The organism is Stenotrophomonas sp. SY1 (assembly GCF_021202945.1).
In the GTDB taxonomy this organism is placed as follows: Bacteria; Pseudomonadota; Gammaproteobacteria; order Xanthomonadales; family Xanthomonadaceae; genus Stenotrophomonas.
This window is the reverse complement of record NZ_JAJOYR010000002.1, coordinates 1,231,241-1,239,743: the sequence shown is the minus strand read 5'-3', so window position 1 is coordinate 1,239,743 and position 8,503 is coordinate 1,231,241. Positions and strand designations below refer to the sequence as shown.

Annotated in this window: 7 protein-coding genes; 3 read left to right on the top strand and 4 right to left on the bottom strand. The window is 64.0% G+C overall.

The window, feature by feature from the left end; translation table 11 throughout:
• Positions 1–353 precede the first annotated feature (353 nt).
• On the bottom strand, positions 354–2,066 hold the full coding sequence (locus tag LR961_RS17145) for a M28 family metallopeptidase (protein WP_232151134.1): 1,713 nt from the start codon (positions 2,064–2,066) through the stop codon (positions 354–356).
• Between the two features lie 55 nt (positions 2,067–2,121).
• Positions 2,122–2,778, bottom strand: coding sequence for a hypothetical protein (locus tag LR961_RS17140; RefSeq protein ID WP_232151133.1), 657 nt, complete (start codon positions 2,776–2,778; stop codon positions 2,122–2,124).
• Positions 2,779–2,938: 160 nt separating this feature from the next.
• Here LR961_RS17140 and LR961_RS17135 point away from each other — a divergent pair, with 160 nt between their 5' ends.
• A complete protein-coding gene (locus tag LR961_RS17135) occupies positions 2,939–4,162 on the top strand; it encodes a peptidoglycan DD-metalloendopeptidase family protein (protein WP_232151188.1) in 1,224 nt (407 codons plus the stop codon).
• A 116-nt stretch (positions 4,163–4,278) separates the two neighbouring features.
• Entirely contained in the window at positions 4,279–5,757 is a 1,479-nt protein-coding gene (locus LR961_RS17130; protein ID WP_232151132.1) for a S41 family peptidase, read from the top strand.
• 42 nt (positions 5,758–5,799) lie between these two features.
• Here the strand turns inward: LR961_RS17130 and LR961_RS17125 are convergent, their stop codons facing one another.
• Positions 5,800–6,123 carry a DUF1820 family protein gene (locus LR961_RS17125; protein WP_232151187.1) on the bottom strand — a complete coding sequence of 108 codons (324 nt, stop codon included), beginning with the start codon at positions 6,121–6,123 and terminating at the stop codon, positions 5,800–5,802.
• A gap of 46 nt (positions 6,124–6,169) precedes the next feature.
• Positions 6,170–6,862 (bottom strand): rhomboid family intramembrane serine protease, encoded by a 693-nt coding sequence (locus LR961_RS17120; RefSeq protein ID WP_232151131.1) that lies wholly within the window; start codon positions 6,860–6,862, stop codon positions 6,170–6,172.
• 204 nt (positions 6,863–7,066) lie between these two features.
• On the opposite strand from LR961_RS17120, the gene LR961_RS17115 reads away from it, so the two are divergent.
• Positions 7,067–8,440 carry an outer membrane protein transport protein gene (locus LR961_RS17115; RefSeq protein ID WP_232151130.1) on the top strand — a complete coding sequence of 458 codons (1,374 nt, stop codon included), beginning with the start codon at positions 7,067–7,069 and terminating at the stop codon, positions 8,438–8,440.
• Positions 8,441–8,503: the final 63 nt, after the last annotated feature.

The following is an 8,503-nucleotide window of genomic DNA, read 5'->3' as shown; positions in this document are numbered from 1 at the left end:
TGTTGTAGCCAGGCGCAGGACTGCGATAGAGCTCGCGGCGGGCGTGGTGATCGCCGATCGGTGCATGCGCGCTCGATAGCAGGCTCTGCGAGGGGAGCGTTGATGGCGCGTTCGAGTACGCGTTGTACTTACGCAAAAGCGGCTTCGATGGGGGCAACCTGGAGTGTTGCGTCTTTATTAGCGTGTGCCTGTTGGCAAAGACCATATTGATCGAGGCGGGACCTACGCATGGAACGCGTTCTACGAATCACATCCTGCAACTCCGGGCATCAACAAATTGGACGGATCATTGCGCCGAAACGCGGGCAAAAAAACGGCGCCCGCAGGCGCCGTTTCTCAAACATTGAAGCGGCTTACTTCGCCGGAGCGTTGTTGGCCTTGTTCTTCATCATTGCGTCGCGGTTGGCCTTGAAGGGGTTGCCCTCATACCAGTTCGGCCAGGCATCGCCGCCGGCCAGTTGCTTGCCGACGCCGTAAAGCAGTTCGAGATCCTCGACGGTGCCGTCCAGCTTCCAGGTGGCCGCGTCGTACTCGTCCTTCGGGCCGTGGTAACGATCCTTGCCGTAGGCTTCGGCGGCGCGCTTGCCGGCCTCTTTGCCGCCTTCGATCAGGTCTTCGCCGCCATCGGCATACAGCGCCGGAACACCTGCCTTGGCGAAGTTGAAATGATCGGAGCGGAAGTAGAAGCCGCTCTGCACCGAGGTCTCAGCGTGCAGGGTGCGGTTCTGCTTGGCGGCCAGCGGCTTGAGGATGTCCTCCAGCTCGGAGCTGCCAAAACCGGTGACCGTCATGTCGCGGGCGCGGCCATTGACCGACATCGCATCGATGTTGATGACGCCGGCAATCTTGTCCAGCGGGAAGCTGGGATGGTTCACGTAGTACTGCGAACCGAGCAGGCCGGACTCTTCCAGCGTGACAGCAAGGAACACCACCGAACGTTCAACCGGCTGTTCCTGATGCGCCAGCGCGTCGGCCACTTCGAGGATGCCGGCCACGCCGGTGGCGTTGTCGACGGCGCCGTTGTAGATGTTGTCGCCTTCCTCGCCCTCGTGCTTGCCCAGGTGGTCCCAATGAGCCATGTACAGCACGGCCTCATCGGCGCGGGTGCTGCCCGGCAATACGCCGACCACGTTGCGCGACTTCTTCTCGGCGATGGTGCTCTTCAGGTCGAGTGAAAGGCTGGCCTGCAGCGGCACCGGCTTGAAACCAGGCTTGTTGGCATCACGGTAAGCCTTGTCCAGGTCCAGCCCGGCATCGGCGAACAACTTGCGTGCGGCTTCGGCATTGAGCCAGCCCTGGGCCTGCAGACGCGGTTCCTTGTCTTCTGAAGCTGGCAAGTCGTACTGTGCGCCGCCCCAAGAATTCTTCACCACGTCCCAACCGTAGGAGGCGCCTGCGGTGTCGTGGACGATCAGGGCGGCGGCGGCGCCCTTGCGTGCGGCTTCCTCGAACTTGTAGGTCCAGCGCCCGTAGTAGGTCATGCGCTTGCCATCGAACAACTTGGCGTCCTCGACGTGGAAGCCCGGGTCGTTGACGAACATGACGACCGTCTTGCCCTTCCAGTCCTGGCCAGCGTAGTCGTTCCAGTTCTGTTCGGGCGCGTCGACACCGTAACCGACGAACACCAGTTCGCTGGCGTCGATCTTGATCTCCGGCTGACCGCTGCGGGTGCCGATGACCATGTCGGTGCCGAACTTCAGTTCCTGGCTCGCCTGGCCGCGCTGGATTTTCAGCACGGTGTTCGGGTCGGCCGTGGTTTCGGTCATCGGCACTTCCTGGAACCAGCTGTCGCCGTTGCCTGGCTGCAGGCCGATGCGCTGCATCTGGTCGCGGATGTAGTTGACGGTGAGCTCTTCACCCTTGCTGCCCGGTGCGCGGCCTTCGAACTCATCGGAGGCCAGGTTCTTCACCAGTTCGCCGAAATCGGCGGCGTTGATCGCGCTGGCGAACGCATGGGCCGGTGCGGGGGCAGGTGCCGTCGCGGGAGCGCCGGTTGCGGGCTCCTCGCCCTTGCAGGCGACCAGCGCCGCACTCGCGGCAAGACACAACAACAGTTTGCGAGGCATGGAAACTCCGGTTTGCAATCGAACCCCGATTCTAGGCGGGAAGCGCGCTGGATGCTCAGTTCGTCGGCGCAGTTTCAGAGCTGAACCGCTGGATGGTGGCGCCACTGACCGGGCCGATGCGGGCGCTGTCGTGGACGTGCAGGCTGACTTCGCGCTCGAACACCAACGCACCTTCCACCACGGCGTTGGGGCCGATGATGATGCGCGGTTTGCGTGGTGCCTTGAACGAGATGCTGAACGATGGGCGATTGACCTTGATGCCGCCCTTGACCACCGAATCGACGCCAACGGTGATGTCACCGTTCACGGTTTCGATGCCGCCATCGAGCTGCGTGGCGACCAGGCCGATGCCGCCGTTGACGGTTTCCACGTCACCACTGATATGGCTGCCACGGTCGACAAAAATGCTGCCATTGACCGTTTCCAAACCGCCGGAGAGCTCCAGGTTGCGGCCGGCGCGGATCGCGCCATTGACGGTCTCGATGCTGCGCGCGGAAACATTGTCTTCGGCGTGCACCCCGCCGTTGACGGTTTCCACATTGCGGGCCTGAACCCCGTTGGAGAGGTGAACGCTGCCGTTCACGGTGTCCAGATCACGGTAGGAGGTGCCGGCATTGGTATGAATGCTGCCGTTGACCTTGCTGATGTCGTCGCTGGCCATGGCGTACGGGGTGGCGGCAGCCATTACCAGCAGCAGGAGAATACGTTTCATGATGGTCTCCGTGATGGGCATCGGGTGGACAAGGCCTGATGGCATCATGCTTGGTTACAATCCGCACCTGCCTTAAGTCACTGGAACGCCATTGCGCCAGACCCCGCACCGCGCCTGTTTCGACCGGCCCCCGGCCTTGCCGAGGTGGTGCGTTGCCGGCTTGCTGGCATTGGCCTTGCTGGCCGGGCCGGCGCTGGCCCAGAACAATTCCCGGGAAGCCGAAAAGAAGCTGCAGCAGCTGCGTGGTGAGCTGAAGGCGGTCAACCAGGAACGGCGCCAGTTGGAAGGCCAGCGTGGAGAGGCCACCCAGCGTCTGCGCGAGGCTGACCAGCAGGTCGCCCGCAGCGGACGTGCGGTAGCCGAGACCGAAGCGGCGGTGCGCCGCGAACAGCAGGCACTGCTCGAACTGCAGCAGCGCAAGGCTGCGCTGGAAAGTGGCTTGGCCCAGCAGCGTCGGCAACTGGCCGGGCTGCTGCGGGGGGCGTATCAATTGGGCAACAGCGCCCCGTTGAAACTGCTGCTGTCGCAGGACCGGGTGGCCGATGCCAACCGGCAACTGGCCTACCACCGCTATCTGCAACGTGAACGCGCCAGTGCCATCACCGCACTGACCACCGACCTGCAGTCACTCTCCAGCACCGAGCAGCAGATCGTGGCCCGCAGCAAGGAGCTGGAACTGGCGCGTGAACAGCAGCGGCAGCAGGCGGCCACGCTGGCGCAGGACCGCCGCCAGCGGGCGACGGTGTTGTCTGATCTGGAGCAGCGTTACCAGGACCGCAGCGAGAGGGAGAAGGCCTTGGGCCAGGACACCCGCTCGCTGGAACGGTTGTTGGCCAATCTGCGTGCGGCGGCAGCCAGGGCCGAGGCCGAACGCCGCGCCGCAGCGCGTCGTGCCGCAGCCGCCCAGAGCCGGCCGCCCGCCAGTACCGGAAGCGCCGGTCGCAGCAGCGGTTCGGCCGGAAAGACGCCGCCGAGGGTGGTTGCCAATGCCCCGGCACCGCGAGTCGGCGGTTTGAGCTGGCCGTTGTCGGGCAACCTGCTGGCCCGCTACGGCGGCCGCCTGCCGGATGGGCGCAGCAGCAGTGGCGTGCTGATCGGTGCGGCCGCTGGCAGCACCGTGACCGCCGTGGCTGACGGCACGGTGGTGTTTTCCGATTGGATGACCGGTTACGGGATGATCCTGATCGTTGATCACGGCAATGGCTACATGAGCCTGTATGCCCACAACGACACCTTGCTGCGTGATGCCGGTGCGCGTGTACGTCGCGGCGATGCCGTGGCCAAGGTCGGCAATTCGGGAGGGCAGGGCGTGAGCGCGCTGTACTTTGAACTGCGTCGTAACGGCCAGCCGGTGGACCCTTCATCCTGGTTGCAGCGACAGTGAGCGCGCACTGACCACGGCCCCGCTGTGACGGCGGCTTCAACGCGAATTTAGCCAGGCTTGACGCATAATCGAAACGAGCGCGCTTCCGGCGCAACCGTTTCCCCATGGAGTGATTCATGCGTGTAGCCCGTCTTGCTGCTGCCCTGCTGTTGGCCCTGTCACCTGTGGTGACGCTGGCGCAGAGCGCCCCGGACAAGGTGTCCCGGGCAGACGACCCTGATGCCAAGGAATCGGTGACCTCACGCGTCCCGCTGGATGAAATCCGTCGTTTTGTCGCGGTCTACAATGCGGTCCGCGCGGCCTATGTCGAGCCGGTGGACGACAAGAAGCTGATGCAGTCTGCGGTGCGCGGCTTGCTGCTGGAACTGGATCCGCACAGCACCTATTTCGACAAGGAAGACGCGCAGGCCTTTGATGAGCAGGCCACCGGTGCCTACGAAGGCATTGGCGTGGAACTGCTGCAGCAGCAGGACAACACGCTCAAGGTGGTATCCCCGATCGACGACACACCGGCAGCCCGTGCGGGCCTGCGCGCCGGTGACCTGATCGTGGCCATCGACGGCAAGCCGATCAGCGCCATCGAAGCCATGGAACCGCTGCGTGGCCCGGCCGGCAGCACCGTGGTGCTGACCATCGAGCGCGGTGATGCAAAACCGTTCGACGTGAGTGTCACCCGCGAAACCATCCGCGTCACCAGTGTGCGCAGCAGAATGCTCGAGCCCGGCTATGGCTACGTGCGCATCAGCACCTTCCAGGCTGATACCGGCGCCGATTTCCAGAAGAACATCGCCCAGTTGCAGGCCCAGTCCGGTGGCAAGCTCAAGGGCCTGGTGCTAGACCTGCGCAGCAATCCGGGCGGCCTGCTCACCGCTGCGGTGCAGGTTGCCGATGACCTGCTGGAGAAGGGGGGCATCGTCAGCACGCGTGGGCGGATTTCCATCAGTGATGCCAAGTTCGATGCCACCCCGGGCGATCTGCTCAAAGGTACGCCGGTCGTGGTGCTGGTGGATGCCGGTTCGGCCAGTGCATCGGAAGTCCTGGCCGGCGCGCTGCGTGACAACCAGCGTGCGCGCGTGATCGGCAGCCGCACCTTCGGCAAAGGCTCGGTGCAGACCGTGCTGCCGCTGGACAACGGTGATTCGGTCAAGCTCACTACCGCGCGTTATTACACGCCCAGTGGTCGTTCGATCCAGGCCACCGGCATCGTGCCCGATGTCGAACTGACCGCAGAACCGGATGCAGCGTTGAAGGATCTGCCGCCCAGCCTGGCCGATTACAGCGAAGCCAGCCTGCCGGGCCACCTGCGCGGGGATGATGAAACCACCGGGAGCAAGGCAGGCGTCGTGTTGACCGGCGATGCGCCGATCCAGTCAGCGTTGCGCGAACTCAAGCACCCTGGTTCGCTCGCCGCCGCCAAGCCCGCGCCGGTTGCTGCTGCCAAGCCGGCATCGGCAACGGCTGCCGCAGTGAAGCCAGCAACGCCGACGCCGGCTTCCGCAGCGGAAATCAAACCGGCGCCGACAGACAAGGATGCGGTGGAAGCGCCAGTCAAGGCGGAAGACAAAAAGCCGGTCAGCGAAAGCGACGGCAAATGATGTGAAAACGGCCCCGCAAGAGCGGGGCCGTTGCATTGCAGCTCAGCGCGGCTTGCCGGGCAACGGAAACGGCGTGATTACCTTTTCGCCGGTCCCGGCATCGCGGATGGCCGACTGGCCCTTCTTTTCCACTTCCTCGATGCGCACGACACTCTGCATCGGCAGGTGCAACACCTTGGTGTTGCCGAACTCCTCGCGCAGGCGTTCTTCGGTGGGGTCCACCACCAGCCCGTCGTGGACATCGAACACCAGCTCGGCCACTTCGTTGAAGCCCCACAGATGGCTGCTGCCAACATGGCGCGCATACAGCTCGTAAACCTTGCCGTGATTGAGGAACGTGACTTTGTATAGCGGCTTGCTGCTCATCGCCGGATTATAGGAGCTGGCGCTCAAGCCGGCTCGAAACCACCTGTCAGAAGCCGTGGCGCTTGCGTAGCCGCCGTGCGATGGCGGCACGCACATACAGGCCGTAGACGATGCCGAATGCGAAACCGGCCACATGCGCCGACCACGCCACCATGCCGAAGCTGGGGCCGATGTAGGCGAACACCACCTGCAAGGCCGCCCAGACACCGATCAGCAGGAATGCTGGCGCCCGTACGAACTCCAGAAACAGACCCAACGGCAGCACCACGCCCAGACGCGCGCCGGGAAACAGTGCCAGGTACGCGCCCATCAGCGCCGACACCGCGCCGCTGGCGCCGATGATGATGCGGTCGGGCGAGCCCATCACATACAACGCCGCCAGATTGGCAGTGGCACCGCCTAGCAGGAACAACAACAGCAGCCGCCACGGCCCGAGCTGGCGTTCGGCCGGCAAGCCGAAGATCAGCAGGAACACCAGGTTGCCAAGCAGATGCAGCCAGTCGGCATGCAGGAACAGCGCGGTGAACAGGCGCAGCGCGCTGCCGTCGCGCAGCGCCGCCCACCAGTCTTCATGGTTGCCCAGGCCGGTGGCCAGCGCGCCCCAGTCCATCCATAGCGATCGACGCGCCTCATCGGGGCGTGAGATTGACCACAGGAAGGCCAGCCAGATGGCCGTGAACAGCAGCGGCACGGCCCAGCGCAGGCCCGGCTTCTTGCGTGAGGGGATGGAAACGAACATTGCCCGGAAGCCTAACCCGGCGCCGGCCGGGCAGGGGCGCGAAATTTACGGGCACCGTTATTGTTTAGTTAAGCCTGCTGGGTAATACTGCATACGGCGTCGTATGTCGGGAGGGGACTCCGGCGCACCAACGGACAGGATTTCTTGTCTGGCGGTGCAGGCGCAAAAACGATTGTTTACCGTCTTACGGAGAGAGTTTCGACAATGACCGCTTCCAACATCGCACGCCTCACCGCTCTTACGGTCGGCATCGCCGGCGCCCTGGCTTTCGGCCAGGCACACGGTGCCGCATTCCAGCTGAAAGAAAACAGTGCCAAGGGCCTGGGCCGCGCGTTCGCCGGTTCGACCAGTGCCTGGGGCGACGCCTCGGTGGTCGCCACCAACCCTGCTTCGATGCGTCTGCTTGATGGTCGTCAGTTCCAGGCCGACCTGAGCGCCATCAGCTTCTCGGCAGATTTCAAGAGTGACGGTGGCCGTTACGTTGGCCCGACCGGCGCAGGTACCGGCATGCCGATCAGCGGCGGCAACGGCGGTGACGCCGGCATGATCGCCCCGGTTCCGGCCGCTTACTTCCACGTGCCGTTCGGTGAAAACGACAACATGCATTTCGGCATGTCGCTGAGCGTGCCGTTCGGCTTCACCACCGAATACGACCGCAACTGGGTGGGCCGCTACCACGGCGTGAAGACCGACCTGAAGGCGATCGACCTGGGCGCTGCGTTCTCTTACGACGTCAACCCGTACGTGTCCTTCGGCGCCAGCGTGTTCGTCGAGCACCTGACCATCGAGCTGACCAACGCCGTTGACTTCGGCACGATTGCCTATGCCGGCAGCAATGGCGCCAGCGCCGCCGTGGGCCTGACCCCGGGCAGCGCCGACGGCTTTGCCTCGATGGAAGGCGACAACAACGCCGTGGGTTACGTGATCGGCGGTACCTTCAGCCCGAGCGAAGACACCAACATCGCGCTGAGCTACCGCTCCAAGGTCGAGCACAAGATCACCGGCGGCGACGCCAAGTTCGACGTGCCGGCGCTGGCTGCAGCTGCGCTGCGGACCGATGCCCGTGGCATCTTCGTCAACACCAGCGGCAAGGCCACCGTGACCCTGCCGGCTTCGGCCACCCTGAGCGTGACCCACCGCATCAATGATCGTTGGACCGTGATGGGCGATGTGTCGCGCACGGCGTGGGCACCTGCCTTCAACGAAGTGACCGTGGACTTCGCTTCGAACCAGCCGAACAACGTGCTGGAGTTCGGTTACAAGGACACCACGTTTGCTTCGCTGGGTGCCGACTACAAGCTGTCGGACACCATCACCCTGCGCGGCGGTGTGGCTTACGACCAGAGCCCGACCACCAACGAGCACCGTGACGTGCGCGTGCCGGACGTGACCCGCAAGTGGGTTTCGCTGGGCCTGGGCTGGACCCCGTCGGAGAAGACCGAGTTCAACTTCGGTTACACGCACCTGTTCACCAACGAGCCGTCGATCAACATCACCTCGGCCACCAGCAGCACGCTGAAGGGTTCGTACGATGTGGGCGGCGACATCCTCGCTGCTTCGATCAACTACAAGTTCTGATCTGACTTGTAGAAGCTTCAAGCAAAAAGCCCCGCGAAAGCGGGGCTTTTTGTTTGGTCTCGT

What these genes read in the sequence shown, in the direction of transcription:
- LR961_RS17115 (WP_232151130.1), top strand. Translation starts at nt 7,067, where the DNA reads ATGACCGCTTCCAACATCGCACGCCTCACCGCTCTTACGGTCGGCATC.
- LR961_RS17125 (WP_232151187.1), bottom strand. Translation starts at nt 6,123, where the DNA reads ATGAGCAGCAAGCCGCTATACAAAGTCACGTTCCTCAATCACGGCAAG.
- LR961_RS17140 (WP_232151133.1), bottom strand. Translation starts at nt 2,778, where the DNA reads ATGAAACGTATTCTCCTGCTGCTGGTAATGGCTGCCGCCACCCCGTAC.
- LR961_RS17120 (WP_232151131.1), bottom strand. Translation starts at nt 6,862, where the DNA reads ATGTTCGTTTCCATCCCCTCACGCAAGAAGCCGGGCCTGCGCTGGGCC.
- LR961_RS17145 (WP_232151134.1), bottom strand. Translation starts at nt 2,066, where the DNA reads ATGCCTCGCAAACTGTTGTTGTGTCTTGCCGCGAGTGCGGCGCTGGTC.
- LR961_RS17130 (WP_232151132.1), top strand. Translation starts at nt 4,279, where the DNA reads ATGCGTGTAGCCCGTCTTGCTGCTGCCCTGCTGTTGGCCCTGTCACCT.